The organism is Pseudomonas arabinosi (genome assembly GCF_047758675.1).
GTDB classification, from domain to species: Bacteria; Pseudomonadota; Gammaproteobacteria; order Pseudomonadales; family Pseudomonadaceae; genus Aquipseudomonas; species Aquipseudomonas arabinosi.
Genome location: NZ_CP180480.1, coordinates 1071371 through 1095964 on the forward strand (window position 1 = coordinate 1071371; position 24594 = coordinate 1095964).

General features: G+C 61.2%; 25 protein-coding genes. 16 read left to right on the forward strand and 9 right to left on the reverse strand.

The annotated features are described in order from the left end of the window. Positions 1 to 251: 251 nt before the first annotated feature. Positions 252 to 2375 carry a mechanosensitive ion channel family protein gene (locus tag ACMXYJ_RS04885; RefSeq protein ID WP_415758963.1) on the forward strand — a complete coding sequence of 708 codons (2124 nt, stop codon included), beginning with the start codon at positions 252 to 254 and terminating at the stop codon, positions 2373 to 2375. Positions 2376 to 2424: 49 nt separating this feature from the next. On the opposite strand, the gene ACMXYJ_RS04890 is transcribed toward ACMXYJ_RS04885, so the two are convergent. Continuing rightward, on the reverse strand, positions 2425 to 6735 hold the full coding sequence (locus tag ACMXYJ_RS04890; RefSeq protein WP_415758964.1) for a DEAD/DEAH box helicase: 4311 nt from the start codon (positions 6733 to 6735) through the stop codon (positions 2425 to 2427). Positions 6736 to 7030: 295 nt separating this feature from the next. Between ACMXYJ_RS04890 and ACMXYJ_RS04895 the strand changes: the two genes are divergently transcribed. Both ACMXYJ_RS04895 and ACMXYJ_RS04900 read left to right on the forward strand, forming a co-directional pair. After that, positions 7031 to 7915, forward strand: a complete 885-nt coding sequence (locus ACMXYJ_RS04895; protein ID WP_046053235.1) for a sugar nucleotide-binding protein — start codon at positions 7031 to 7033, stop codon at positions 7913 to 7915. Then, positions 7908 to 8837, forward strand: a complete 930-nt coding sequence (locus ACMXYJ_RS04900) for an NAD-dependent epimerase/dehydratase family protein (RefSeq protein ID WP_415758965.1) — start codon at positions 7908 to 7910, stop codon at positions 8835 to 8837. Before ACMXYJ_RS04895 ends, ACMXYJ_RS04900 begins: the two co-directional genes overlap by 8 nt. A gap of 57 nt (positions 8838 to 8894) precedes the next feature. On the opposite strand, the gene ACMXYJ_RS04905 is transcribed toward ACMXYJ_RS04900, so the two are convergent. From ACMXYJ_RS04905 to ACMXYJ_RS04925, 5 genes are all read right to left on the reverse strand, one after another. After that, positions 8895 to 9593, reverse strand: coding sequence for an OmpW/AlkL family protein (locus ACMXYJ_RS04905; protein WP_415758966.1), 699 nt, complete (start codon positions 9591 to 9593; stop codon positions 8895 to 8897). 223 nt (positions 9594 to 9816) lie between these two features. After that, positions 9817 to 10335, reverse strand: a complete 519-nt coding sequence (locus ACMXYJ_RS04910) for a DUF3299 domain-containing protein (RefSeq protein WP_150658314.1) — start codon at positions 10333 to 10335, stop codon at positions 9817 to 9819. Positions 10336 to 10346: 11 nt separating this feature from the next. Next, entirely contained in the window at positions 10347 to 11612 is a 1266-nt protein-coding gene (locus ACMXYJ_RS04915; RefSeq protein WP_024164579.1) for an ABC transporter permease, read from the reverse strand. A 1-nt stretch (position 11613) separates the two neighbouring features. Further along, the gene (locus ACMXYJ_RS04920) at positions 11614 to 12324 is read right to left on the reverse strand and encodes an ABC transporter ATP-binding protein (protein ID WP_415758967.1); all 711 of its coding nucleotides are present in this window, start codon (positions 12322 to 12324) and stop codon (positions 11614 to 11616) included. A gap of 138 nt (positions 12325 to 12462) precedes the next feature. Further along, the gene (locus ACMXYJ_RS04925; RefSeq protein ID WP_415758968.1) at positions 12463 to 13041 is read right to left on the reverse strand and encodes a DUF2796 domain-containing protein; all 579 of its coding nucleotides are present in this window, start codon (positions 13039 to 13041) and stop codon (positions 12463 to 12465) included. Positions 13042 to 13176: 135 nt separating this feature from the next. Between ACMXYJ_RS04925 and ACMXYJ_RS04930 the strand changes: the two genes are divergently transcribed. After that, complete coding sequence (locus ACMXYJ_RS04930; RefSeq protein ID WP_415758969.1) at positions 13177 to 13518, forward strand: hypothetical protein; 342 nt, start codon at positions 13177 to 13179, stop codon at positions 13516 to 13518. Between the two features lie 102 nt (positions 13519 to 13620). Here the strand turns inward: ACMXYJ_RS04930 and trxA are convergent, their stop codons facing one another. The 3 genes from trxA to ACMXYJ_RS04945 are packed head-to-tail and all read right to left on the reverse strand — an operon-like array spanning position 13621 to position 15650. Next, positions 13621 to 14493 carry a thioredoxin gene (gene trxA / locus ACMXYJ_RS04935; protein ID WP_056743673.1) on the reverse strand — a complete coding sequence of 291 codons (873 nt, stop codon included), beginning with the start codon at positions 14491 to 14493 and terminating at the stop codon, positions 13621 to 13623. A 39-nt stretch (positions 14494 to 14532) separates the two neighbouring features. Further along, positions 14533 to 15189: a class I SAM-dependent methyltransferase gene (locus ACMXYJ_RS04940; RefSeq protein ID WP_415758970.1), complete on the reverse strand. Its 657-nt coding sequence runs from the start codon at positions 15187 to 15189 to the stop codon at positions 14533 to 14535. After that, positions 15186 to 15650 (reverse strand): YbaY family lipoprotein, encoded by a 465-nt coding sequence (locus tag ACMXYJ_RS04945; RefSeq protein ID WP_415758971.1) that lies wholly within the window; start codon positions 15648 to 15650, stop codon positions 15186 to 15188. Before ACMXYJ_RS04945 ends, ACMXYJ_RS04940 begins: the two co-directional genes overlap by 4 nt. A gap of 128 nt (positions 15651 to 15778) precedes the next feature. On the opposite strand from ACMXYJ_RS04945, the gene nrdR reads away from it, so the two are divergent. The 12 genes from nrdR (at position 15779) to ACMXYJ_RS05005 (ending at position 24565) form a co-directional block, all read left to right on the forward strand. Then, complete coding sequence (gene nrdR / locus ACMXYJ_RS04950) at positions 15779 to 16243, forward strand: transcriptional regulator NrdR (protein ID WP_003228656.1); 465 nt, start codon at positions 15779 to 15781, stop codon at positions 16241 to 16243. Then, entirely contained in the window at positions 16240 to 17373 is a 1134-nt protein-coding gene (gene ribD, locus ACMXYJ_RS04955) for a bifunctional diaminohydroxyphosphoribosylaminopyrimidine deaminase/5-amino-6-(5-phosphoribosylamino)uracil reductase RibD (protein ID WP_415758972.1), read from the forward strand. Before nrdR ends, ribD begins: the two co-directional genes overlap by 4 nt. Before the next feature lie 46 nt (positions 17374 to 17419). Continuing rightward, positions 17420 to 18082, forward strand: a complete 663-nt coding sequence (locus ACMXYJ_RS04960) for a riboflavin synthase (RefSeq protein ID WP_008042951.1) — start codon at positions 17420 to 17422, stop codon at positions 18080 to 18082. Between the two features lie 16 nt (positions 18083 to 18098). Continuing rightward, complete coding sequence (ribBA, locus tag ACMXYJ_RS04965; RefSeq protein ID WP_033059428.1) at positions 18099 to 19190, forward strand: bifunctional 3,4-dihydroxy-2-butanone-4-phosphate synthase/GTP cyclohydrolase II; 1092 nt, start codon at positions 18099 to 18101, stop codon at positions 19188 to 19190. A gap of 91 nt (positions 19191 to 19281) precedes the next feature. Then, positions 19282 to 19758, forward strand: coding sequence for a 6,7-dimethyl-8-ribityllumazine synthase (gene ribH, locus ACMXYJ_RS04970; protein ID WP_074871273.1), 477 nt, complete (start codon positions 19282 to 19284; stop codon positions 19756 to 19758). Further along, complete coding sequence (nusB, locus tag ACMXYJ_RS04975) at positions 19755 to 20255, forward strand: transcription antitermination factor NusB (RefSeq protein ID WP_008153530.1); 501 nt, start codon at positions 19755 to 19757, stop codon at positions 20253 to 20255. Before ribH ends, nusB begins: the two co-directional genes overlap by 4 nt. Positions 20256 to 20273: 18 nt before the next feature. Further along, on the forward strand, positions 20274 to 21239 hold the full coding sequence (gene thiL, locus ACMXYJ_RS04980; protein ID WP_415758973.1) for a thiamine-phosphate kinase: 966 nt from the start codon (positions 20274 to 20276) through the stop codon (positions 21237 to 21239). Then, complete coding sequence (locus ACMXYJ_RS04985; RefSeq protein ID WP_003228639.1) at positions 21236 to 21739, forward strand: phosphatidylglycerophosphatase A family protein; 504 nt, start codon at positions 21236 to 21238, stop codon at positions 21737 to 21739. Before thiL ends, ACMXYJ_RS04985 begins: the two co-directional genes overlap by 4 nt. 22 nt (positions 21740 to 21761) lie before the next feature. Then, positions 21762 to 22499, forward strand: coding sequence for a substrate-binding periplasmic protein (locus tag ACMXYJ_RS04990; protein WP_415758974.1), 738 nt, complete (start codon positions 21762 to 21764; stop codon positions 22497 to 22499). Between the two features lie 232 nt (positions 22500 to 22731). Beyond that, on the forward strand, positions 22732 to 23349 hold the full coding sequence (gene ribA, locus ACMXYJ_RS04995) for a GTP cyclohydrolase II (RefSeq protein WP_027924335.1): 618 nt from the start codon (positions 22732 to 22734) through the stop codon (positions 23347 to 23349). Further along, the gene (locus ACMXYJ_RS05000; RefSeq protein ID WP_415758975.1) at positions 23346 to 23765 is read left to right on the forward strand and encodes an MFS transporter; all 420 of its coding nucleotides are present in this window, start codon (positions 23346 to 23348) and stop codon (positions 23763 to 23765) included. The genes ribA and ACMXYJ_RS05000 overlap by 4 nt, the downstream gene beginning before the upstream one ends. Further along, positions 23765 to 24565: a cobalamin-binding protein gene (locus ACMXYJ_RS05005; RefSeq protein ID WP_415758976.1), complete on the forward strand. Its 801-nt coding sequence runs from the start codon at positions 23765 to 23767 to the stop codon at positions 24563 to 24565. Before ACMXYJ_RS05000 ends, ACMXYJ_RS05005 begins: the two co-directional genes overlap by 1 nt. The last annotated feature ends 29 nt before the right edge of the window (positions 24566 to 24594 follow it).

Consider the following 24594-nt stretch of genomic DNA (forward strand, 5'->3'; position numbering starts at 1 on the left):
AAGCGCCCCCTCACCCTAACCCTCTCCCCAAGGGGCGAGGGGACTGACCGAAGTGTCTTTAGAAATACTGCGACCTGAATATTCGGAGTCGAACTCAGGTTCGGAAAGCCATGGAGATCGGCTCCCTTTCCCCCTCTCCCCTCTGGGGAGAGGGCTGGGGTGAGGGGTGGCCCTTGATTTCACCCAATAACCGAACTTGCCTACACTTTCCCGATCAGTTCCTTACAGACCCTTTTGCAGGAGCGCCGCGTTTGTTCAAGTTCAAGACCGCGATACTACTGGGGGCATTGCTGATTCTGGGCAGCAACGAGCTGGAGGCTGCCGCAATACCGGGTGTGCCGGCCGCCGCCGCGACACCATTGGCACACCCCGAACCGCTGGTACAGGGTGGTTTGCTGGGTGCCATCAGTTCGAGCATTGATCAAGTCCAGGGAAAACTCGATCTCAACGAGGACCTGCTGGACGCCTGGCGTCTGCGTGCAGACCGGGCGGCGGTTGAGGTGGATCAACTGGTCAATCATCCATCGTCCCGTTCGAGCTGGAGCGTGGCGGGGGATTTCCTGCTGTTGTCCGGTGTGTGGATGGGCGTCTTTGCGCTGCTCTGGCTGCTGGGAGGGCTGCTCACCAAACGTCTGTGCCAGAACCGCTTGCTGCTCACTCGCGAGCGCGGTCAGGCCTTGCTGGGTTATGTGTTGCCCTACACGGTTCCGGCGCTGATCAGCCTGCCGCTGACGTTGTATGTCAGCCATTTTCTGCAAGTGTCCGCCGGCCGGGCGCTGGCATTGTGTTTCGCCTATGCCACCAGCAGCGGCATTTTCGCCGCGTCGTTGCTGTTGTCGCTGGTGGTGCTGTTCAACGCCGGCCACAAGCGCCGAGCGGTGCAGATTATTCGTCAGTACAGCCCGCGACCGCTCTTTTTGATGGGCTTCCTCGTGGCCCTGAGCGATGGCTTGACCAGTCCGCAGATCGCCCGTCTGCTCGGCGGCAATCTCACCAGCAGCGTCGCGGTGTTCACCGGGGTGGCGGCCTCGGTCACCTTTGGCATTTTGGTGATCAAGATGCGCCGTCCGGTCGCCCATCTGATCCGCATTTTGCCGTTGCCCCAGCGCCTCAGTCAGCCGGCCTTGCGTGAAATGCTGCGGATCTTTTCCGGGCTCTGGTACTGGCCGATTCTGTTGATGGTGCTGGTGTCGGTGATCAACCTGATCGGCATTGGCGATGACAACCAGAAAGTACTGCGCTGTGCGCTGTTTACCACGGTGTTGCTGATTGCGACGGTGTTTCTCAGCACGTCGCTTCATCACCTGTTCAAGTCGCGCAGTGAGTTGGCCGTGCGTCGCAGCAGTGCCTACAAAGAGCGCTTTCTCAGCCTTTCGCACGCTTTGCTGCGCATCGCCCTGGCGATTGTGTTTATCGATGTCCTGGGGCGCATCTGGGGCGTGTCGCTGTTCGAGTTTGCGGTAAGCAATTCGGTTGGCCGGGCGATCAGTGATTCCCTGAGCCGTATCGGTTTGATTTTCCTGGTGACCTGGATGGTCTGGGTGGTGTTGGACACGGCGATTCAGGAAGCCCTGAAACCACCTGTCAGCAAACGTTCGACGCGCCAGCCCAGCACCCGGATCAAAACCATCCTGCCGCTGCTGCGCAATGCGATCAAAATCATTCTGGTGGTGATCTGCGCGATCACCACCATGGCTAACCTGGGGATCAACGTTGCACCCTTCCTGGCCGGTGCCGGTGTTGTGGGGCTGGCGATCGGTTTCGGTTCCCAGCAGCTGGTGCAGGACGTGATCACCGGGTTGTTCATCATCATCGAAGACACGTTGTCGATTGGCGATTGGGTCGTGCTCGACTCTGGCCACGCCGGCACCGTTGAGGGCCTGACCATCCGCACCTTGCGCCTGCGTGACGGCAAGGGGTTTGTGCACTCGGTGCCGTTCGGTCAGATCAAGGCCGTGACCAATCAATCGCGGCAATTCGCCTATGCATTTTTCTCGGTGCAATTCACCTACGACACCGATGTCGACAAGGCTATCGAGTTGATCCGCGAGGCCGGGGATTCCATTCGCGATGACGCGTTCCTCAAGTACAACCTGCAAGGGCCGCTGGATGTGTTTGGGGTCGACAAGATGGACCTTAACGGCGTGGTGCTGACGGCACAGTTCCGCACCGTGTCGGGGGGGCAATACGCGGTGAGTCGGGCGTTCAATCAGCGTTTGAAAAAGCTTGTGGATAACAGTCCGTGGGTGCATTTCGCGCAGACTTATCCACAGCAGGTCTTGATGCCCAGGCAGGCTGTTGAGCCACCGCAAAGCGATGGGCTTGCATCGGAGCATTCATCGGTGTTCCTGCCGGATCAGCCGCGTACTCAATAATTTTGGTGCGCTTACTGGCCTCATCGCGAGCAGGCCGGTGCTGACAACATCAATGCCGGATCAGTTTGTTGTGCAGCTCGGCAGTTGATTGCTGATCCAGCTCAAGCCAGAAAATCTGCTTGCCGGCAATCTCGGCAGCCGCCGGCAATCCATCGCGATACACCAATCGATTACTCGCCAATGCCGGTACTTTTGCACCCGGTAAAAGCGTCCCGGCGAGGTTAAACGGATCAACTCCGCACACGGCAATCAAACTCCCGTCATGCGGCCGTCGCCGCACCTCGCGCAGTAACGGAATGGCTTCAGGCAACGCAAACTGCTCACCCGCCAAGCCACTGACAAACCGCCCGCCGCGAATCTCGCCGCGAGCTTCCAGCCGATGGAAAGTGCGCAGCAATTCTCGCCAGCTCGGCAGCCAATCCGCTTCACGTTCCAGCAAGCGCCAGAACACCACGCCGTAGCGTCGGAGCAAAGTCATGGCGATATGTTCAAGGGTGTCGGTCGGTGTCGGACGTTTGTTCTCCACAACCGGAGCTTGCGCCCCGCGTCGCAGCAAGGCCCAGCGCCCGGCATCGTCCATCCCGCCGACAAACGCTCCGCGCCCGCGTCGGCTGCTGCGATTCTGGCGTTTGCTGGCGGGAGTAATCAGCGCTCGCAGACCAGCGAAGCTGTCGGCGTTCACCAGTCCGGCACCGACCAATTCCTGCAAGGCGATTTCCAGTTCCGAGCGCAGCAGATGAGCTTCGTGAATCAGCTCATCGAAAAACAACGCGCCGTGTTGGCTCAGGGCTTCGTAGACTTTTTGCGTCTTGGGCGACAGTTCGCTGACCGGCGTCTGCTCGGTCAACCCGCTCCACAACCCGACCTGACTGCGCGGCAATAGCAGAATCGGTGTGCTGCGCAGCGCCGTGCTGGCGCTCTTGTTGCGTGCCGTCAGGCGAGTCCAGACCAGTTTGCCGCTGCGGCACAGGTCATCCAGCCAACTCGCTGAATAGTCTTTGATCCGCGCCGGCAAAATATCGCTGTCCCAGGCCGAAGCGGCGGCGGGGTAGCCTTCGAACTGACCGACTATCGCGGGCAATACTGCGCTGCCCTGACCCTGTGTCGCGGCGGACAGGTGCTGCCAGTCGAACAGGAAACGCATGAAATCCTGCAACGCCACGGGCTCGATTTCCCGCCGCAGACGCTTGACGGTGTAGCGGTGAATCCGCGCCAGCAGGTGCCGCTCGCACCATTCTTCTTCAGTCGTGCCTGGCGTGAATTGGCCACGCAGCACATAGCCTTCGCGTTCCAGTTGCGCCAACGCCTGGGTGACTTGAGTCGCCGGTAAACCGAGCGGTTCGGCAATCGCGTCCAGCGGCAGCGGGCCGAACGCGCCGAGCCGCGCACGAATCACTTCCAGCACCGCTTCGTCCGGCGCCCAGACTTCATCGAACCCGGACAACGCCTCCAACGGTGGCTGCAAAATCGCTTGTGGATAAATCGCTTGCAGGCAGGTCAGCCGCTCCAGTGCCAACCACAGCGCTTGCCCGGTATTGACTGGCAAGCGGCTGGCGCGACCGCTGTCGGCCAGGGTGTTCAGCCAGTCAAGCCAGTCTGGATGGGCCTGGGCCTCGACGTCGGTGATGCACGCGAGGCTCATCAACGCTTCATGCATTTCATCGATGCCGGTGGGCGTTGGCCAGGCTTCCTCGCGCACGGCTTGAATCGCGTCCGCGTCCAGCGCACCGAGGTCGTCGGTGGACTGCGGATCGCTCCAGCGGCGGTTGAGTACCGCTTGAGTGCGGCGCTCTTCCAGCGGCGCATCGTCGAGAAAGGTGTAGGGCCGGGCGCTGAGAATTTCCGCTGCCAGCGGCGAGGGGGCCGGCAGGTCGCGGCTGATCAAACGGATGTCGCCACGTTCCATGCGCCGCAATAACGCCAGCCAGCCTTCGCTGTCCATGGCCTCGTGCAGGCAATCGTCGAGGGTTTGTTCCACCAGTGGATGGTCGGGAATTTCCCGTTCGCCCGCGAGGTTTTCCACGCAGGCAATCTGATCGGGAAATACGCTGGCGATCAGGTCTTCGCTTTTCATCCGCTGGATCTGCGGCGGGACTTTGCGGCCGCCACTGTAGCGCGGCAGCGCCAGAGCGACCCCGGCATTCCAGCGCCAGCGCACGCCGAACAGCGGCGCGTCGAGCACGGCTTGAACCAGGGTGTGCTCGGCGCTGTTGCTATGCAAATAGCGCCAAACGTCATCGAGTTCAAAACTGTGGCTGGTGGACAGCGAGAGGACGATGGCGTCTTCGCTGGCGGCGGCCTGCAATTCGAAGTTGAAGGTGCGGCAAAAACGCTTGCGCAGGGCCAGGCCCCAGGCACGGTTGATGCGGCTACCGAAAGGCGTGTGGATGATCAATTGCGTGCCGCCGGACTCGTCGAAAAACCGCTCCATCAGCAGCGTGTCTTGTGACGGCAGGGCTCCCAGCGTCAGGCGCGCACGGGCCAGGTAATCGACCAATTGTTCGGCACTGGCGAGGTTCAGACCGAGGGTGTCGGTCAGCCAGTCGGTCGCGGGCTGCAAGTGACCGGGTGTGGCGCCGAGCAGTTCATCGAGTTGCGCTTGCAGGCGGGCCACGGCGAACGACAGTTCAGCGCTGCGTCCCGGCGCCTCGCCGAGCCAGAATGGAATGGTCGGCGGTTGGCCCTGAGCGTCTTCGACCCGGACCTTGCCAGTTTCGACCCGCAGGATTCGGTAGGAGGTGTTGCCCAGCTGGAAGACATCCCCGGCGATGCTTTCCACCGCAAAGTCTTCGTTGACGCTGCCGATGTTCAGCCCTTGGGGTTCGAGTAAAACGCTGTAGTCGGCGTTGTCCGGGATCGTCCCGCCGCTGGTCACGGCCGTCAGTTTTGCGCCCCGGCGCCCGCGCAGGGTGCGGGTCACGGCGTCTCGGTGCAGGTAAGCGCTGCGGATGCCCAGGCGACCGTTGTAGCCTTCGGCGAGCATCTGCAGCAACGCTTGATAGTGTTTGTCGTCGAGTTCGCGGTAGGGCGAGGCGTTGCGGAACATCTCCAGCAGCGCCTGCTCTTGCCATTCCTGGCAACTGACCTCGGCGATGATCTGCTGGGCCAGCACGTCCAGCGGTGCCTTGGGAATCAGCAAGGTGTCGAGTTCGCCGCGCCGCACGCAGTCGAGCAGAGCGGCGCATTCGATCAGGTCGTCGCGGGTGGTGGCGAACAAACGGCCCTTGGGCGTACCGCCGACCTGGTGCCCGGAGCGGCCGACCCGTTGCAGAAACCCGGCAATCGAACGCGGCGAGGCAATCTGGCAGACCAGGTCTACATCGCCGATATCGATCCCCAGTTCCAGGGACGCCGTGGCAATCAGCACTTGCAGTTCGCCGCGCTTGAGCCGCTGTTCGGCGTCGAGACGAAACTCCTTGGCCAGACTGCCGTGGTGGGCGGCCACCGCCTCCTTGCCGAGACGTTCGCTCAAGTGACGGCTCAGGCGTTCGGCGAGGCGTCGGGTGTTGACGAAAATCAGCGTGGTGCGGTGTTCGCGGGCGAGGGCGGCGAGGCGGTCGTAGACCAATTCCCAGATGTCGTTGGCCATCACCGCCGACAACGGCACGGGCGGCACTTCGATGTCCAGATCCCGCGGGCGGGCGTGGCCGATGTCGATGATTTCGCACTCGCGATCACGGCCCACCAGAAATTGCGAGACGGCCTCAATGGGTTTTTGCGTTGCAGACAGGCCAATCCGCATTAGCGGTTGCGCGCACAACGCTTGCAGTCGCTCGAGGCTCAGGGCCAGGTGACTGCCGCGCTTGCTGGCGGCGATCGCGTGAATTTCGTCGACGATCACCGTGCGGGCGGTACTGAGCATTTGTCGGCCGGAGTCGGAACCGAGCAGCACGTAAAGGGATTCCGGGGTGGTCACCAGGATATGCGGCGCGGTCTTGCGCATCGCCGAGCGGTCTTTTTGCGGCGTATCGCCGGTGCGTACGGCGGTGTTGATCTGCAATTGCGGCAGGCCCATGGCGCGTAACTGCTCGGTGATGCCGGCCAGCGGGTCTTGCAGGTTGATCTGGATGTCGTTGGACAAGGCCTTTAGCGGCGAAACGTAGACCACCAGGGTTTCATCCGGCAGATGGCCGTCGTTGGCCATTGCGCGGTGGACCAGGTCATCGATGACCGCGAGGAACGCGGTGAGGGTCTTGCCAGAGCCCGTGGGCGCGGCGACCAGTGTCGAACGGTGCTGGCGGATCAACGGCCACGCCCGGGCCTGGGCGGCGGTGACCGTCGGGAAGGTGCTGCTGAACCAGGCGCTGACGGCGGGGTGGAAGCCTGACAGGGCGCTGTCCGTCGGGATTGGCAGATTCATGTCCTGATTTATGCGGGCGAGTCGGGGAAGTTGCAAGTACCGCTCGGGATCTGCGTCGTTGCTGAGGGCCCTATCGCGAGCAAGGGATCTTCTGCGTACACAAAACCAGTGTGGGAGCGAGCTTGCTCGCGATAGGGCCGAAACAGGCGCCGCCGTTCTCAGGTATCTACACTTTACGGATGACGGTTGCGCACTAAACCCGCAAAATGCAACGATTCCGGCAACTATCGACGGCATCGCCCGCGAGCGGTGTCGATAAAGCCATTGTTTCAATCAGACTGGGCCTGCTGACTCTATGCGAATGCGCCTTATGTTACTGGGCGGCGGAAATGCCCTTGGGCAGGCGCTGATTCGCCTCGGTGCGGAGGAAGACATCGGCTTCCTCGCCCCCCGCCCACCGCAAGACGGCTGGGACGCCGCAACCCTGACGCAACTGCTCGACGACACCCGTCCAGACGCGTTGATCAATCTCGCCTATTACTTCGACTGGTTTCAGGCGGAGACAGTCAGCGAACAGCGTCTGGCCGGGCAGGAGCGGGCGATCGAGCGTCTGGCCGAACTGTGCCAGCATCACAACATCGTGCTGTTGCAACCGTCGAGCTATCGCGTGTTCGATGGCTCCCGGGCGACGGCGTACAGCGAAAAAGACGAACCGGTGCCCTTGGGCCTGCGCGGTCAGGCCTTGTGGCGGATCGAACAAAGCGTGCGCGCCACCTGCCCGCAACACGTGTTGCTGCGATTCGGCTGGCTGCTGGATGACAGCCCCGACGGCACCCTCGGGCGTTTCCTCGGCCGCGCCGAACTGCCTGAAGAATTGCTGATGGCCGACGACCGTCGGGGCAATCCGACGCCGGTGGATGACGCTGCCCGGGTGATCATCTCGGTCCTCAAGCAACTCGATTGCTCGGCGCCGCTGTGGGGCACCTACCATTACGCCGGGCATGAGGCGACCACGCCGCTGGCGCTTGGGCAGGCGATCCTCACCGAAGCACGTGCTCTGCATCCGCTGGCCATCGAAGCACCGACCGCCCAGGCTCACGCCGCGCGACCGGACGCCGCCGAAGAGCCGCAACACGCGGTGCTGGCCTGCAAGAAAATTCTGCACACTTTCGGGATCAAGCCCCGCGCCTGGCGTGCGGCACTCCCGGGCTTACTGGATAGGTTTTATCGCCATGGTTGACGGCCCTGTTTTAATCACCGGCGGCGCCGGCTTCATTGGCTCGCACCTCACCGATGCCTTACTCGCCAAGGGCCATTCGGTGCGCATTCTCGATGACCTCTCCACCGGCAAACGCAGCAACCTGCCGCTGGACAATCCAGGCGTCGAACTGATCGTGGGCGATGTCGCCGATGCCGCGCTTGTAGCGCAGGCGATGCTCGGTTGCAGCGCTGTGGCGCACCTGGCCGCAGTGGCCTCGGTGCAGGCGTCGGTGGATGATCCGGTGAAGACTCACCAGAGCAACTTCATTGGCTCGCTGAATGTCTGCGAAGCCATGCGCCAGACTGGCGTCAAACGCGTGCTGTACGCGTCCAGCGCAGCGGTCTACGGCAACAATGGCGAAGGCGAGTCGATCGACGAAGACACACCCAAGGCACCGTTGACGCCCTACGCTTCAGACAAGTTGGCGAGCGAGCACTACTTTGATTTCTACCGTCGCCAGCATGGTCTGGAGCCGGTGGTGTTCCGCTTCTTCAACATCTTCGGCCCGCGCCAGGATCCGTCCTCGCCGTACTCCGGGGTGATCAGCATTTTCAGCGAGCGTGCGCAGAAGGGCCTGCCGATCACTGTGTTCGGCGATGGTGAGCAGACTCGCGATTTCGTCTACGTCGAAGACCTGGTCGACTTGCTGGTGCAAGCGATCGAGAAACCGCAGGTCGAAGTCGGCGCGGTCAACGTCGGCTGGAACCAGGCCACGACCCTCAAGCAAATGCTTGAAGCCCTTGAAGCGGTGGTCGGTCAATTGCCGCCGGTGAGCTATGGCCCGGCGCGCTCCGGTGACATCCGCCACTCGCGAGCGAACAATCAGCGTTTGCTGGAGCGCTTTACCTACCCGCAGCAGACACCGATGCGTGTCGGCCTGGCGCGGTTGTTGGGGCGCTGAGGTTTACGCAGTCATGAAAAAGGCGCCTTTCGAGGCGCCTTTTTTTGTGCGGCAATATTAGAACTTGTAACCCAGACCAACCATGTAGATGAACGGGTCTACGTCCACATCGACCTTGGCGCGAGTGCCCTGTGCCACAGCGTTATTTTGCACGGTCGCGGTGGTGTCGATGTCGATGTAGCGCACCTGGGCGTTGATCATGATGCTGTCGGTCAGCATGTAGTCGGCGCCGACCTGGAACGCCATGCCCCAGGAGTTATCCGCCTTGAAATTGCTGAAGCCGTTGGCGCTGGCTTCGCTGCCAACGTGCTCGTCGTAGATCCAGGTGTAGTTGATACCGGCACCGACATACGGCTGGAACGCGGACTTCCCGTCCAGTGGGTAATACACAATGCTCAGCGTCGGTGGCAGGTGTTTCAGCGTACCGAGTTTGCCATTGGCCGCGCCGAGGGCGGTGCCTTTGATCTTCACGTCATGCTCGAACGGCGAGGCCGCCAGCAACTCGATCCCCCAGTGGCTGTTGAGCATGTAAGCGAAGTTCAGACCCAGTTGCGTGTCGCTGCTCATGGTGGCCTTGCCACCCAGATCGGCACCCTTCAGCGGACCTTGATCAACCTTGACGCTGGAGCTGTCGGCTTTCGGGTTGACGGTGATTGCACCGGCACGAACGATGATATCGCCGGCTTCGTGGGCGTAGGCTAACGGTGCTGCGAGCGCGAGGGCAAACAGCGAAGCGCTGAGCAAGGACTTGTGCATGGAGGGCTCCAAAGGACGTTAAAAATTTTTGATGTCCAATGGTACGGAGCTGTCTGATACGGTCTTTTGACTCAGCTCAATGAAACAGTGATGGCCCTGTTTTTTGTGGAACCTTTGAGGGCCCCATCGCGAGCAGGCTCGCTCCCACATTTGGAATGCGTTCCCCTGTGGGAGCGAGCTTGCTCGCGATGGCTATCTAACAAGCAACCCACAACTACCGGTTTCACTCCGGCAATTCATACACATAAATCTTGTCCGCCTGCATCTGATACCCGGCATCCGCCAACTCGCTGGTCGATGCTTTAACCTGCAATGCCCCTTCGATCCAGTACGGCTGATACAACTCATCAAGCTTCACACCCACCTCGCTTTTGACATGCACGATCTGGTTCGACGGCGGTGGCGGCACGTGGATGCAGGCGCCGAAATAAGGCACCAGCAGAAACTCCGTGGTGCGACCTTCTTCACTCACTTCCAGCGGCACGATGTAGCCCGGTAAACGAATGTTCTGACCGTCGAGGCTTTTCACCACCGGTGCATTGGGCATGTCTTGCTTGGCCGCGGGTGCCGACTCGGCGGCCAACGCGTTGCCCATCTGCGACAGGTCGTGCAGCGGTGTCATGTTCGGCACTTCCGGTGCAGCGTCCGGCGGGATCATTTCCGACCAGGTCAGGTCTTTCGGCTCGGCCGCCCACAGGGGCAAGGCGACCAGCATCAACAGCGCAAGCACAGCGCGGGGCATGTTCAACGTCCTCATAAACGGATCGACAGGCCATCGGCCAAAGATTGGCGATACGCGCGCCAGGCCGGCACACTGCCCATCAGCAACGCGGCGATCAGGATGCCACCGAGCAGCGTCCATTCATATTCGCTCGGCCAGGCCAGCGGCAGGTACAAGCCGTAATTCGCTTGCACATAACCTTGGGCCAAGGCGATGCCCACATACAACAGCGCCACACCGGCAATCACCCCCGACAGCGCCAAGGCAAACGCCTCCAGCACCAGCAAGGTTGCGATGTGCCACGGGCGGGCACCCACCGAACGCAGAATCGCCATCTCCCGACGGCGCTCGTTGAGACTGGTGAGGATCGCCGTGAGCATGCCGATCAACCCGGTCAGCACCACGAACAGCGAGACCACGAACAAGGCTTTTTCCGCCGTGCTCATCAAACTCCACAGCTCTTGCAGCGCCACGCCCGGCAGGATCGCCAGCATCGGCTCACCCCGAAACTCATTGATCTCACGCTGTAGCGCGAAGGTCGAAATCTTGCTGTTGAGGCCGAGCATGAACGCGGTGATCGCTTGCGGCGTGAGGTCCATGTTGCGCGCCTGATCGGCACTGATCCGACCGTTGCCGCGCGCCGGCACACCGTTATGCCAGTCGATGTGAATCGCTTCCATGCCGCCGAGGCTGATGTGCAACGTGCGGTCCACCGGGGTGCCGGTGCGTTTGAGAATGCCGACCACGGTGAACGGTTTGTCGTCGTGCTTGACCAGGCTGATCACTGCCACGCCGTGGGCCAGCACCAGTTTGTCGCCGAGTTTGTAATGCAGCGCATCGGCCACTTCGGCGCCGAGTACCACTTCGAAAGGGTCGGTGGCGAACGCGCGGCCGTCGGCCAGTTCCAGGTGTTGTTGATGGCCGTACTGGTAATGCTCGAAGTACGCCTCGGTGGTGCCCATCACTCGATAACCGCGATGGGAGTCGCCGAGGGACATCGGGATTGCCCACTTCACTTTCGGGTTGTTGGCGAAGTGCTCGAAGCTGTCCCAACGGATGTTGTTGGTGGCGTTGCCGATGCGGAACACCGAATACAGCAGCAGGTTCACCGAACCGGAACGTGCGCCGACGATCAGGTCGGTACCGCTGATGGTGCTGGCGAAACTGGCCTTGGCTTCGGTGCGCACCCGTTCCACGGCCAACAGCAGGCAGACCGACAGGGCAATGGCGAACGCGGTGAGGATCGCGGTGAAGCGGCGGTTAGCCAGGCTGGCCATGGCTAGACGAAACAAATACATCTCAGACCTCGGACGGGGTGGCGGCGCGATTGAGATCGGCCAGCGACAAGTGGCGATCGAACAGCGGTGCGAGGCTTTGGTCATGACTGACAAACAGCAGGCTCGACCCGGCTTCGCGGCATTCGGCGAACAGCAAGCGAAGGAAGTTCTCGCGGGCGTCGTAATCCAGGGCCGAAGTCGGTTCGTCGGCGATTACCAATTCAGGCTGACCGATCAACGCGCGCGCAGCGGCAACCCGTTGCTGCTGGCCGATGGACAGCGAATCGGCGCGGCGACTTAGGATGCTTTCATCCTTCAGACCCAAGTGGGCGAGCAGGGTGGCCGCCGCCTGATCGACGCTGCCGTGGCGCTGTTTCGCTCGTTCGGCGCGCAGCTTGGAGAAGTGGCAGGGCAGCTCGACGTTCTCGCGCACCGAGAGAAACGGCAGCAAGTTGAACTGCTGGAAGATGTAGCCGGTGTGATCGACCCGGAAGCGGTCGCGAGCGCCGGCACCGAGGTCGGTCAGTTCCTGGCCCAGCAATCGGATGCTGCCGCGATCGGGCTTCTGCACACCGCCGAGCAGGCCGAGCAGGGTGGTCTTGCCGCTGCCGCTGGGGCCTTTGAGGAACAGGGTTTCGCCGGGTTCCAGGCGAAACGCCGGGATATCCAGCAGCGGCGGATGACCGGGCCAGCTGAAGCCCAGGTCGGACAGTTCGATGAGTGCTTGGGTCATTTAACCAGTTTCATGAATGTTGATGACCTGTAGGAGCTGTCGAGTGCAACGAGGCTGCGATCTTTTGATCTTGATCTTTAAAGTCAAAAGATCGCAGCCTCGTTGCACTCGACAGCTCCTACAGGGGATCGGGGTGGGTCAGAATTTCAGGGCGGCAGCCTTGGCCGTCACTTCTACACCTTGCTGCCCGCTCGGGCTGATCAGTTGTACCTGAATCTTCTGGGTCGCCGGGAAGGTGTTGAAGATGTTTGCCAGGTCCAGGTTTTTCAGCGCGCCGGGTGCCGAGCAGCTGAATTGATAATGCGCGTGGATTTCGCTGTGGTCGTGGTGATGCTCGCCCTTGGCATCTTCGTCGTGATCATCATCGGCATCCGGCTTGTCGCCGAACAACGGGCTTTCCAGTTCCTGAGTCGCAATCACGCAACCGGCGGCTTTCGGCAGGTTGAACAGCACCAGCGGTTTCTCTAGCTGCGCACGAACGGCGGCGACTTTGGCTTTGTCGGCGTCGGTGGTGGCGGCGTGTTCGAAACCCACCAGGTTCATCGCCGGGCTTTCCAGCTCCAGCTCCAGGGTCTGACCATCCAATGCTGCGTTCAGGCGACCGACGCCATGTTCGTGGGCGCTGAGGCTGCCGTGCTCATGATCATGTTCATCAGCGGCGTGGGCGACGGCCAGCGGCAACAGGGCAAACGGCAGAGCGAGAAGCAGACGGCGCATGGCGGGTCTCCGAAAAGTAAAATGAAGAGTTTGTTATGTAATCTTATAACGTAAGTGCCGAGAGTTTGACCGCCTGCTTGGCGTTGCACAAGTCCCATGGGAGCATGCAAGTCAGAAATGTGCAGGGGCAGACTTATGTTGCGTATACGCGGAAGCATTGGCGACTGGCCGGTGGATTTGACGCTGGAGATGGATGACGGCGACTGGGCACGGCTCGGTGCGCAGTTGCAGGTGATGAAACCGGAGGCCAGTACAGCGCCGGCAAAACCGATCAATCAGGATGATGCGCTGTGGCAGATCGCCAAGGACTTACTGCGCAAGGCCGGGCAATTGAGCGGGCCGGATTTGCTGGATCAGTTGGAAGGACTGACCGGCAGTGCGGCATCGGGCAAACGCTTGCTGGTGCGTTTGCGTCACTGCTCTGATGTGCAGGTGACGAGCGGCGGGGATACGCCGCTCTACAGCTGGATCGAGTAAATCGCAAAGATCGCAGCCTCGCTTCGCTCGACAGCTCCTACAGGGAAACAAGATCCCATGTAGGAGCTGTCGAGTGAAACGAGGCTGCGATCTTTTGATCTTTCAATAAAGAGCAGCAAACAACTTGCGGCGGTACGTGGTCACCAGTGGGTGATCGTTGCCCAGCAGTTCGAACACCTGCAGCAAGGTCTTGTGCGGCAAGCCTTCGCTGTAACTGCGATTGCGTACGAACAGCTTGAGCAACGCATCCAGCGCCGCGTCGTACTGCTGGCGGGCCAGTTGCTGGATCGCCAGTTGATAAACCGCTTCATCGTCCTGCGGATTTTTCGCCAGGCGCGCTTTCAGGTCTGCCGCATCCGGCAAATCCTTGGCCTGGCCGAGAAACTGGATCTGCGCCTTGGCGCCGGCCAGGGCGGCCTTGTGCTCATCGCTCGTGACCGCATCGAGCACGATTTGCGCTTCGCCCAACTCGCCACGTTCGGTCAGGCAGCGAGCGTAGAGAATCAGCGCCTTGGCATTGGTGTTGTCTTCGCCCAGCAACACTTTCAGTGTGGCTTCGGCGTCGGCAAAGCGGTTGTCATCAAACAGCGCCTGAGCCTGTTCGAACGGATCGGCAGCAGCCGGTGGCGGCATTTGCACGTGAGGCTCAAGCATCGCGCGCACCGCAGATTCCGGTTGTGCTCCGGCGAAACCATCCACCGGCTGACCGTCCTTGAACAGCACCACCGTCGGCAGGCTGCGAATACCGAAGCGCGAAACGATGTCCGGCTCGACGTCGCAGTTGACCTTGGCCAGCAGCAACTCGCCCTGATAGCTCTCGGCGATGGTTTGCAGCATCGGCATCAAGGCCTTGCACGGCGCACACCATTCGGCCCAGAAATCCACCAGCACTGGTTTGTGGAAAGAGTTTTCGATCACCGACTGCTCGAAATCGGCAGTCGTGGCGTCGAAGATGTACGGCGTTTCCTGACTCATGGGGGATCTCGTAAAAGCGTGAATGGGGCAACTATAAGGCTAGCCGCGCCGCGCGTGGTAGAGGCTCACATGCCGAAACTCTTCGGGTTCGGCCAGATCCGGCAATGTCATCGCTTCCAGCATCTCGATGCGTTGATACAACGGGTGGCGAAAATCCCTTACACGTGAATCCGCCACCAGTGCTTGCTGGCCGCGACTCAGGAATTCATCGAGCAACGGCAGATTCGCCCGGTCGTACAGCACGTCGGCCACCAGAATCAGATCAAAGCGATCCGCCTCGGCGAAAAAGTCCGTTGAGTAGTTGAGGTGTACGTCATTGAGTTCGGCATTCGCCCGACAGGCAGCAATCGCCAGCGGGTCGAGGTCACAGGCCACCACTTCGAGCGCTCCGGCCTTGACTGCCGCGATCCCCGCCACCCCGGAACCGGCGCCGAAATCCAGCACCCGTTTGCCCTCGACCCAGTGCGGGTTCTGGGCGAGATAACGGGCGACCGCCAGGCCGCTGGCCCAGCAGAAACTCCAATAAGGCGGCTCATGCAGAATCCGCCGGGTTTCTTCCGGGCTGAACGCGCGGTCCATGTTGTCGCCGTCGATCAGCCAAAGCTTCAGGTCGGTGTCCGGCAATTCACAGGCAACAAGCTGTGCGTCACCGAGCAGTTCGCCTAACGCCTGTTGCAGGTCGAACGGTGCAATCATGGCGCTTTGACGAATTGCAGCTGACCCAACACTTGCGTCGTTGGCTGGCTGATGACTTGCGATGGCAGATGCAAAATCAGCTGGCCGGACTGGCTGGCGCGGCCGCGCAGTTCAACGCGGGCACCGACCGGGAAGGATTCCGGGTTGAAACGCAGGTGAAACGGCAGAACCTGATTGGTGCCAATCAGGCTGGAACTGGCCAGCAATTGTTGCGGACGGTCCTTGTCGTCGATCACCAGCAGCGCCAGCTCGACTTCGGCACCGGCCGGCACGCCTTGCAGGGTGCCGCTCAATTCACGCTGATAAGCGGGCAGCGGGCCAAGATTGGCTGACTCCCTGGCTTTCTTCTGTGCCTGTTGCGGCGCGGGGCCTGGCGTCGGCGGCTGGGGCTTGGGCGCATCGCTGCTGCAGGCCACCAGCAGGCTGAAAAGACTGAGCAAAACGAGCGGTCTTAGGGACATTTTCGGCTCCAGCAAGGTGAAATCCATGGATCTAGCTCTATAGCCCGTCTGTATACCGCAAACCCTATGGCTTGTCTTGCCACGGGGATGCGCTACCATGGCCCTCCCTTTTTTTGTTGCCTGCCACCATGCACTGTCCCTTCTGCGGTGCCAACGACACCAAGGTCATCGACTCGCGTCTGGTCGCCGAGGGCGAACAGGTGCGCCGCCGGCGTGAATGCCTGGCCTGCGGCGAGCGTTTCACGACGTTCGAGACCGCCGAACTGGTGTTGCCGCGCCTGATCAAAACCGACGGCAGCCGCCAGCCGTTCGACGAAGAAAAACTCCGCGCCGGCATGCAGCGTGCGCTCGAGAAGCGCCCGGTGAGTGTCGAACGCCTGGAATCGTCGTTGGTGCACATCAAACATAAACTGCGCGCCACCGGTGAGCGAGAGGTTAAATCCCTTGTCGTCGGTGAACTGGTGATGGCCGAGCTGCAAAAGCTCGACGAAGTCGCCTACATTCGTTTCGCCTCCGTGTATCGGCGCTTCCAGGACCTCAACGAGTTCCGCGAAGAGATCGATCGCCTGGCCCGTGAGCCGGTGAAAGAATGACCACCTCTGTAGAACAAGCCATCTTCGACGCCCATTACATGGCCCGTGCCCTGGAACTGGCGCGCAAAGGTCATTACACGACACACCCCAACCCTCGGGTTGGCTGCGTGATCGTGCGTGACGGGCAAATTGTCGGCGAAGGCTGGCACGTGCGCACCGGCGAACCCCACGCCGAAGTCCACGCCCTGCGCGCCGCCGGCGATAAGGCTCGAGGCGCCACCGCTTACGTGACCCTCGAACCTTGTAGTCACCACGGACATACGCCGCCCTGCGCCGATGCGCTGGTACATGCCGGTGTGGCTCGGGTAGTGGCGGCGATGCAAGACCCGAATCCGTCGGTTGCCGGTCGTGGCATGCAGCGCCTGGCCCAGGCCGGCATCGCTACCGAAAGTGGTGTGCTGGAAGGCGAAGCGCGCAAGCTTAATGAAGGTTTCCTCAAGCGCATGGAGCACGGCTTGCCGTTCGTGCGGGTCAAGTTGGCCATGAGCCTCGACGGCCGTACGGCGATGGAAAGCGGTGAAAGCCAATGGATCACCGGTCCTGCGGCGCGTTCGGCGGTACAACGCCTGCGCGCCCAGGCCAGCGTGGTACTGACTGGCGCCGACACGGTGCTGGCAGACAACGCCCGTCTCACCGTGCGTGCCGATGAGCTGGGCCTGGATCCTGAGCAAACTGCCCTGGCCATGAGCCGTCCGCCGCTGCGTGTGTTGATCGACGGTCGTCTGCGAGTGCCGCTGGATGCACCGTTCTTCAAGGCTGGCCCGGCGCTGGTCGCCACGTGCATGGCGATCGAAGAGCAATACGCCAACGGTCCGGAATGCCTGATCGTGGCGGGCGAGGACGGCTTGGTCGACCTGCGCAAACTGCTGGTCGAACTCGCCGCCCGTGGGGTCAACGAAGTGCTGGTCGAAGCGGGACCGCGTCTGGCCGGGGCTTTCGCTCAGCAAGGGCTGGTCGACGAATTCCAGATTTTTATCGCGGGCAAGTTTTTAGGTTCGTCTGCGCGTCCGTTGCTGGATTGGCCGCTCGCGCAAATGAAGGATGCGCCTGAACTCAAAATCACCGAAATTCGCGCGGTTGGCGATGACTGGCGAGTCATCGCCATTCCTGTGCCAGCAGCGAGCGTATAATTCCCGGCCTGCGCCAAGCGAAGGTCTTGTTCTCGAGGAGGACTCCATGTTTACCGGCATCATCGAATCCATCGGCAGTATTCGTGCATTGACCCCAAAAGGCGGAGATGTGCGGGTACACGTAGAAACCGGCAAGCTCGACCTGAGCGACGTCAAACTGGGCGACAGCATCGCGGTCAACGGCGTGTGCCTGACCGCGGTTGAATTGCCAGGCAACGGCTTTGCGGCGGACGTCAGCCGCGAAACCCTCGACTGCACCGCGATGAACGACCTGAAAAGCGGCAGTCCGGTGAACCTGGAAAAAGCCCTGACACCGACCACTCGCCTCGGCGGGCATCTGGTCAGCGGCCACGTCGATGGCGTGGGCGAAGTGGTTGCCCGTACCGAGAATGCTCGCGCGGTGGAGTTCCGCATCCGCGCCCCGAAAGAGCTGGCCAAGTACATCGCCCATAAAGGCTCGATCACCGTCGACGGCACCAGCCTGACCGTGAACGCGGTCGATGGCGCCGAGTTCCTGCTGACGATCATTCCGCACACCCTGAGCGAAACCATCATGGCGTCTTACCAGCCAGGTCGCCGGGTGAATCTTGAAGTTGACTTGCTGGCACGTTATCTGGAACGCCTGTTACTAGGTGACAAGGCCGCAGAGCCTACGTCCAGTAACATCACCGAAAGCTTTCTGGCCGAGAACGGCTACCTCAAATCCTGACCCAAGGGGGTGCCTTGTGGCGCTCAATAGCATCGAAGAACTGGTTGAAGACATCCGCCAAGGCAAGATGGTCATCCTCATGGATGACGAAGATCGCGAGAACGAAGGCGACTTGATCATGGCCGCCGAGTGCTGCCAGCCAGAACACATCAACTTCATGGCCAAGCACGCCCGTGGCCTGATCTGCATGCCGATGAGCCGCGAGCGCTGCGAACTGCTGAAGCTGCCTTTGATGGCGCCCCGTAACGGTTCCGGTTTCGGCACCAAGTTCACCGTGTCCATCGAGGCGGCCACCGGCGTGACCACCGGCATTTCCGCCGCTGACCGTGCGCGTACCGTGCAGGCCGCTGCCGCGAAAGACGCCAAGGCTGAAGACATCGTCAGCCCCGGCCACATCTTCCCGCTGATGGCCCAGGCTGGCGGCACCCTCGCTCGCGCCGGCCACACCGAAGCGGCGTGCGACCTGGCGCGCATGGCCGGTTTCGAGCCGAGCGGCGTGATCTGCGAAGTGATGAACGACGACGGCACCATGTCCCGCCGCGCGGAACTGGAAGCGTTTGCTGCCGAACACAACATCAAGATCGGCACCATCGCCGACCTGATTCACTACCGGATGATCCACGAACGTACCGTTCAGCGGATTGCCGAGCAGCCGCTGGACAGCGAACTGGGCCAATTCAACCTGGTGACCTATCGTGATTCCGTGGAAGGCGATGTGCACATGGCCCTGACTCTGGGCACCGTGTGCGCCGAAGAGCCGACCCTGGTTCGGGTGCACAACATGGACCCGTTGCGCGACCTGTTGATGGTCAAGCAACCTGGTCGCTGGAGCCTGCGCGCCGCGATGGCTGCGGTTGCCGAGGCTGGCAGCGGTGTCGTGCTGTTGCTCGGTCACCCGCTCGATGGCGACGTGTTGCTGGCGCATATCCGCGAAACCGCGGAGCACGTACCGGCGAAAAAACCGACCACCTACAGCATCGTCGGTGCCGGTTCGCAGATCCTTCGGGACCTGGGCGTGCGTAAAATGCGCCTGATGAGTGCGCCAATGAAATTTAATGCGATATCCGGTTTCGATCTGGAAGTTGTAGAATACGTGCCCTCCGAATAATGACCGGTTGTTTCCAGTCCTTGATTCGCGGTTAACACATCACTGAGGGACGCGTAGAAAACGCGTCCCGGCTCTTTAAGAGATCTAACGAATGACCCTGAAGACCATCGAAGGTACCTTCATCGCCCCTAAAGGCCGCTACGCTTTGGTAGTAGGCCGTTTCAACAGCTTCGTCGTTGAAAGTCTGGTCAGCGGTGCAGTTGATGCCCTGGTTCGCCACGGCGTGAGCGAAAGCGACATCACCATCATCCGCGCACCTGGCGCCTTCGAAATCCCGCTGGTTGCGCAGAAAGTCGCTCAGAAGGGCGAATACGCGGCAATCATCGCCCTGGGCGCGGTCATTCGTGGCGGTACTCCGCACTTCGAATACGTGGCTGGCGAATGCACCAAGGGCCTGTCCCAGGTGTCCATGGAGTTCGGCGTTCCAGTCGCATTTGGCGTGCTGACCGTTGATTCCATCGAGCAAGCCATCGAACGTTCCGGCACCAAGGCCGGTAACAAAGGTGCTGAAGCTGCCCTGTCCGCTCTGGAAATGGTCAGCCTGCTGGCGCAGTTGGAGGCCAAGTGATTAGCGACGAAAGCGATCGTTTCAACCCGCGCGATCCAAAGCCTGCGGATGCCGGCAAGCCATCGAAAAGCGTCAAGCGTCGCGAAGCCCGTCAGCTTGCGACTCAGGCGCTGTACCAGTGGCACATGGCCAAGCAATCTTTGAACGAGATCGAAGCGCAGTTCCGGGTCGATAACGATTTCAGCGATGTCGATGCCGCTTACTTTCACGACATCCTGCACGGCGTTCCGGCCCACAAGCCTGAGATCGACGCTGCACTGACGCCGTGCCTGGACATCACCATCGAAGAGCTGGACCCGGTTGAACTGGCCGTTCTGCGCCTGTCGACCTGGGAACTGCTCAAGCGCGTCGACGTGCCGTACCGCGTTGTGATCAACGAAGGTATCGAGCTGGCGAAAGTCTTCGGTTCCACCGACGGTCACAAGTTCGTCAACGGTGTACTCGACAAGCTGGCCCCGCGTCTGCGTGAAGCTGAAGTGAAGGCGTTCAAGCGCTAATCGGCGCTTGAATTTGCGATGGGTGAGTTTGAGCTGATCCGCAATTTCTTCGCCGCCGCGCCTTGTGCGCAAGGCGGCGAAGGCGTTGCCCTCGGGATCGGCGATGACTGCGCCTTGCTGGCTGTTCCCCCCGGGGAGCAGTTGGCCATTTCCACCGACACACTGGTTGCCGGTGTGCATTTCGCAGATCCTTGCGACCCGTTTCTGCTCGGTCAGCGTTCGCTGGCCGTGGCCGTCAGCGATCTGGCTGCCATGGGCGCTACTCCCGTTGCCTTTACCCTTGCGCTGACTTTGCCGACGGTGACCGCCGATTGGCTGGACGCCTACGCCCGTGGTTTGAACATCATGGCGCAGCACTGCGGTGTGGCGCTGGTGGGCGGTGATACCACCCGTGGGCCGTTGAGCCTGACGATGACCGTGTTCGGCCGTGTGCCGGCAGGTCTGGCGTTGACCCGCAGCGGTGCGCAGCCTGGCGACTTGCTGTGCGTTGGCGGTGAACTTGGCAACGCGGCGGGGGCATTGCCGCTGGTACTCGGCCAGCGGACGGCTGAAGCCGCCATCGCCGATCCGCTATTGGCACACTACTGGTCGCCGCAGCCGCAGCTTGGGCTGGGAATGGCGCTTCGCGGCAAAGCGACCTCGGCGCTGGACATCTCCGACGGCCTGCTCGCCGACTGCGGGCATATCGCCCTCGCGTCACAGGTCGGCATTCAGGTTGAGCTGGACACGCTGCCATTGTCGAACGCTTTAGTCGCCTTCCTCGGCCAGTCGGGTGCCGAAAAAGCGGCCCTGAGCGGTGGTGATGATTACGTGCTGGCCTTTACCTTGCCGTCCGTCGAGCTGCCGCAATTGTTGAGCGACGGCTGGCCGATCCATGTGGTCGGGCGTGTTGTGACGGGGCAGGGCGTGGTGCTGCTGGACGCCGACGGTCAAGACATCACCCCGCAAGCCCGGGGCTATCAACATTTTCGGGAGACACCGTGACAGATCATCCCAAGCAGGTCCCGGCGGAATTCGTACCGCCGTCGGTCTGGCGCAATCCGTGGCATTTCCTGGCGTTCGGCTTCGGCTCGGGCACCCTGCCAAAAGCACCGGGCACCTGGGGTTCGTTAGTTGCGCTACCCTTTATCCCGTTGTGGCAGATGCTGCCCGATTGGGGTTACTGGCTGATGCTCGGCATCACCATGCTGTTTGGCTTCTGGCTGTGCGGCAAGGTCGCCGACGATTTGCGGGTGCACGACCATGAAGGCATCGTCTGGGACGAAATGGTCGGGATGTGGATCACCTTATGGCTGGTGCCGGAAGGTTGGTACTGGTTGTTGGCGGGGTTTCTGATGTTCCGCTTCTTCGACATCCTCAAGCCGTGGCCGATTCGCTGGATCGACCGGCATGTGCACGGCGGCGTCGGGATCATGCTCGATGACGTATTGGCCGGGGTATTTGCGTGGTTGGCGATGCAGGGGCTGGTATGGATTTTTGCCTGACGGGCAAAACAGGGGACTAGGGATGGCTCGACGCTGGTTGGCTGTGATGATTTTCGCGATGTTTTGCTCGCTCGCCCAGGCGAGTGACGAGGCGACGCCGCCGTCGGTGATTCATCTGGCCAGCGAAGACTGGGAAGACTACACCGCCGCCGATGGCCGCGGTCTGGGCTGGGACGTGTTGCGGGAAGTCTTCGAGCCGGCGGGGGTCAAACTGGACATCCGCAGCGAACCCTACATCCGCTCCATGGGCCTGGCCCAGCGCGGCGAAGTGGATGCCTGTGTCGGCTCCTATCTTGATGAGTCCAGCGATCTGCTCTATCCGCGCTGGAACTTCGATACCGATCACATCTATGCCTTGGGCCTGGCCAGCAACCCCGCGCCGACCCCGGAAACCCTGGGCAGCTATCGACTGGCCTGGGTCCGCGGCTACGATTATCAGGATTACCTGCCCAACGTACGCCGCTATAACGAAGTCATGCGGCGTACCGGGATTTTGTCGATGTTGACCCACAACCGAGCGGACTTTTACATCGACGCGCTGACCGAGGTCGACTATGTCCTCAAGTGGGCCAAGGATCCGTCACAGTTTCGTCGCACCCACATCGCGGAATTGCCGCTGTATCTGTGCTTTGCCAAGACCCCCAAGGCTCGCTCCCTGATGGCGCTGTTCGATCAGCGTATGGAACAACTGGTGAAAAACGGCCAGCTGAAACCGATCTTCGAGCGCTGGAAACAACCCTATCCGTTCGACCCGAACTAAACACGGTCAATGTGGGAGCGGGCTTGCTCGCGAATGCGGTGTATCAGCTAGCATTGATGCCGGCTGACATACCGCATTCGCGAGCAAGCCCGCTCCCACACGGTCGACGGCAGGGTCGATATCTAACTTTTTGATTGTTATGCCCCATAATTCAGCCTAAGCGTCTGTCGGAACGTGCTGTTACAATGCCGCCTCTGCGAATCTCCAGTACTTATTGATCAGGAGCACACCGGTGCCTGTCGTTTTTGTCGCCGCTTCCAAGCTGCCAACGCCTTTTGCGCAATTCACCATGCACGGCTTTCTCGATGAAGAAAACGGGCGCGAGCACGTTGTGCTGAGCCTGGGTGAGTTCGCCGACGGTGCCCCGGTACTCGGCCGGTTGCACTCCGAATGCCTGACCGGCGATGCCTTGTTCAGTCAGCGTTGCGACTGCGGCTCGCAACTCGAGGCTGCCTTGCAGGCCATCGCCCGTGAAGGCCGTGGCGTGTTGCTGTACTTGCGTCAAGAAGGTCGTGGCATTGGCCTGTTGAACAAGATCCGCGCCTATGAATTGCAGGATGGCGGCGCCGATACCGTTGAAGCCAACGAGCGTCTGGGCTTTGCCGCCGACCAACGTGACTACGCCATGTGCCTGCCGATGCTGGAGCACCTGGGCGTGAAATCCCTCCGTTTGATGACTAATAACCCACGCAAGGTCAAAGCCTTGACCGACATGGGCATCGTGGTCGCCGAGCGTGTGCCGCTGCACACCGGTCATAACCCGCATAACAAACTCTACCTGGCCACCAAGGCCAGCAAGCTCGACCACATGATGGGCAACGAGCATCAGGGTGAGGCTGACCGGGCGTGACCCGCGGTCAGGTTCGGCGGCGACTGTCCGTCAATTGGTGGCAATACCTGGCGCTGGCCTTGGTGCCGCTGATTGTGATCAACGGCGTATTTGGCCAGAGCGAGGAGATCCTGCCGGTGCTGGCGATGCCGTTGTTCATCGCGGGTGTGGCGTCGATGTTTGTCAGCCTGAAATTCTTTGGCGGATACAAACACGCGTTGATCGCCACTCAAAAAGCCCTCGATACCCCTGAAGAACCTGCTGCCTGGATCGCCCTGGCTGCCAAGCGTCGCACGGCATTCCTGGCTGCCGGCCTGCCGGCCTGGATCGGCGCGCTGGCGGTATTCGTCGGTCTTGAAGCCGTGCCGTTGATGCTGCTGTCGCTGTCGACCCTGGTGCTGTTTTACCTCTACCGTATTCCGCGTCAACTCGGCTGATGCGACCCGTCTGGCTGGCGGTTTTGCTGCTGGCCGTCAGCGGCCCGGCGGCTGCGGTCGAACGCGTTGTCAGCCTCGCGCCGTCTCTCTCTGAAATCGTTGTTGAGCTGGGTTCAGCCGACCTGCTGGTGGGTGTGCTGGATGCCGGTGAGCGTCCTGACGAGCTCAAAGACCTTCCTTCGGTTGGCCGCTACGGCCAGTTGGACATGGAGCAGTTGCTCAGTCTCAAACCCGATCTGCTGTTGCTCTGGCCCGGCAGCGTTGGCCCGGCCCAGCGTGAACAGCTCAAACGGTTGAACCTCCCGACCTACGTTGCAGAACCCCATAACCTCGAACAACTCACGTCGCAGATTGAGGCGATTGCCTCACAGCTCGGCCGTCTGGAACGTGGCGTTTTATTGGCTGAAAAGTTGCGTCAACGATTGGATTCGCTGCGCCAGCGCTATCGTCGGGATGTGCCATTGCGGGTGTTTTATCAGGTCTGGGATCGGCCGCTTTACACCGTTGGTGGTGGGCAGATCATCAGCGATGCGCTTGAAGTGTGCGGGGCGCGCAATGTGTTTGCCGACCTGACATTGCCGGCGCCGCAGGTCAGTGTCGAGGCGGTATTGCAGCGTAATCCAGACGTGATTCTGGCCAGTGATCAGGCGCAACTCGATGCGTGGAAAGCCTGGCCGCAGGTTGCAGCAGTGGCGCAGGGGCAATTGCTGCTGGTGACGGATAAGGGGCTGGAGCGGCCGAGTGGGCAGATGATCGAAGCGACGGCCAAGTTGTGCCAGGTGATCGCACCCGATCGCTGAAACCGAGGTGCCTGCATCGCGAGCAAGCT

Bases quoted from the DNA above. Each gene is read 5' to 3' on its own strand.
- ACMXYJ_RS05005 (WP_415758976.1), top strand. From the start codon at position 23,765: ATGCGACCCGTCTGGCTGGCGGTTTTGCTGCTGGCCGTCAGCGGCCCG.
- thiL (WP_415758973.1), top strand. From the start codon at position 20,274: ATGGGTGAGTTTGAGCTGATCCGCAATTTCTTCGCCGCCGCGCCTTGT.
- ACMXYJ_RS04895 (WP_046053235.1), top strand. From the start codon at position 7,031: ATGCGAATGCGCCTTATGTTACTGGGCGGCGGAAATGCCCTTGGGCAG.
- ACMXYJ_RS04915 (WP_024164579.1), bottom strand. From the start codon at position 11,612: ATGTATTTGTTTCGTCTAGCCATGGCCAGCCTGGCTAACCGCCGCTTC.
- ACMXYJ_RS04920 (WP_415758967.1), bottom strand. From the start codon at position 12,324: ATGACCCAAGCACTCATCGAACTGTCCGACCTGGGCTTCAGCTGGCCC.
- ACMXYJ_RS04940 (WP_415758970.1), bottom strand. From the start codon at position 15,189: ATGATTGCACCGTTCGACCTGCAACAGGCGTTAGGCGAACTGCTCGGT.
- ACMXYJ_RS04905 (WP_415758966.1), bottom strand. From the start codon at position 9,593: ATGCACAAGTCCTTGCTCAGCGCTTCGCTGTTTGCCCTCGCGCTCGCA.
- ribD (WP_415758972.1), top strand. From the start codon at position 16,240: ATGACCACCTCTGTAGAACAAGCCATCTTCGACGCCCATTACATGGCC.
- ACMXYJ_RS04925 (WP_415758968.1), bottom strand. From the start codon at position 13,041: ATGCGCCGTCTGCTTCTCGCTCTGCCGTTTGCCCTGTTGCCGCTGGCC.
- ribH (WP_074871273.1), top strand. From the start codon at position 19,282: ATGACCCTGAAGACCATCGAAGGTACCTTCATCGCCCCTAAAGGCCGC.
- ACMXYJ_RS04890 (WP_415758964.1), bottom strand. From the start codon at position 6,735: ATGAATCTGCCAATCCCGACGGACAGCGCCCTGTCAGGCTTCCACCCC.
- ACMXYJ_RS04990 (WP_415758974.1), top strand. From the start codon at position 21,762: ATGGCTCGACGCTGGTTGGCTGTGATGATTTTCGCGATGTTTTGCTCG.
- ACMXYJ_RS04910 (WP_150658314.1), bottom strand. From the start codon at position 10,335: ATGCCCCGCGCTGTGCTTGCGCTGTTGATGCTGGTCGCCTTGCCCCTG.
- trxA (WP_056743673.1), bottom strand. From the start codon at position 14,493: ATGAGTCAGGAAACGCCGTACATCTTCGACGCCACGACTGCCGATTTC.
- ACMXYJ_RS04960 (WP_008042951.1), top strand. From the start codon at position 17,420: ATGTTTACCGGCATCATCGAATCCATCGGCAGTATTCGTGCATTGACC.
- ACMXYJ_RS04945 (WP_415758971.1), bottom strand. From the start codon at position 15,650: ATGTCCCTAAGACCGCTCGTTTTGCTCAGTCTTTTCAGCCTGCTGGTG.
- nrdR (WP_003228656.1), top strand. From the start codon at position 15,779: ATGCACTGTCCCTTCTGCGGTGCCAACGACACCAAGGTCATCGACTCG.
- ACMXYJ_RS04930 (WP_415758969.1), top strand. From the start codon at position 13,177: ATGTTGCGTATACGCGGAAGCATTGGCGACTGGCCGGTGGATTTGACG.
- ACMXYJ_RS04900 (WP_415758965.1), top strand. From the start codon at position 7,908: ATGGTTGACGGCCCTGTTTTAATCACCGGCGGCGCCGGCTTCATTGGC.